Genomic DNA, 700 nt, shown 5'->3' with positions numbered 1-700 from the left:
GACACGGTAAAAGCATGGTTCGAGAAGCGCTGAAATAGAAAATTCTTTTCCGGTGCGCCACCGCCACGTGTCAATCCAGACGCCAATTGTCTGTCGCTGTCAATTGACTGACACAGCATTGCTCTGTCCCGGTCGTCTTGTACCTTGTCCGCAGCGCGCCGCGTCCCTAGACTGGTACCACCTCCACGTTGCGAATTGCCTGCCATGACCGAACTCTTGCCCCTGATGAGCTATTGCCTTGTCATGTCGGCCACCCCCGGGCCCAACAACGTGATGCTCGCCACCACTGGCGCCAACTTCGGTGGTCGCGCCGCGCTGCCGGCCATTCTGGGCATCCAGGCCGGCGTATTTTTGCAAACCATCTTCGTGTGCGTGGGCTTGGGCAGCGTCTTCATCACCTACACACTGGCGCAACACATGCTGCGTGTTGCGGGCTCGTTGTATCTGGTGTATTTGGCGTGGAAGCTGAGCGGGGCATCGGTGGGCGGGGTGCGCGCTGCCAAGGCAGTGTCCTTTGCACAGGCGGCAATCTTTCAGGCGCTAAACCCCAAGAGCTGGGTAAAGGCTATTACGGTCGCGTCGGTTTTCATGCCTGCGGGGCACAACACAGTCGTGAGCGCTCTGCTGGTAGCGGTCATCGGCACGCTGGTAGGCACGCCGTGCAGCGCCATGTGGGCTTTGTTTGGCGTCTCGATTCGCC

General features: G+C 59.7%; 2 protein-coding genes. One reads left to right on the top strand and one right to left on the bottom strand.

The window, feature by feature from the left end; genetic code table 11:
• The coding region (locus ACP7BV_RS27560) for a hypothetical protein (protein ID WP_426108099.1) at nt 1-206 on the bottom strand (206 nt) is incomplete at its 3' end.
• Between ACP7BV_RS27560 and ACP7BV_RS27555 the strand changes: the two genes are divergently transcribed.
• Nucleotides 205-700, top strand: a 496-nt coding sequence (locus tag ACP7BV_RS27555; protein WP_426108098.1) for a LysE family translocator, incomplete at its 3' end; no start/stop codon positions are given. The genes ACP7BV_RS27560 and ACP7BV_RS27555 overlap by 2 nt on opposite strands.

It is taken from the genome of Massilia sp. TSP1-1-2 (assembly GCF_049896185.1).
Lineage (GTDB): Bacteria > Pseudomonadota > Gammaproteobacteria > Burkholderiales > Burkholderiaceae_D > Telluria_A.
Note: the sequence above shows the minus strand (reverse complement) of the source record. Positions and strands in the feature narration are given on the sequence as shown.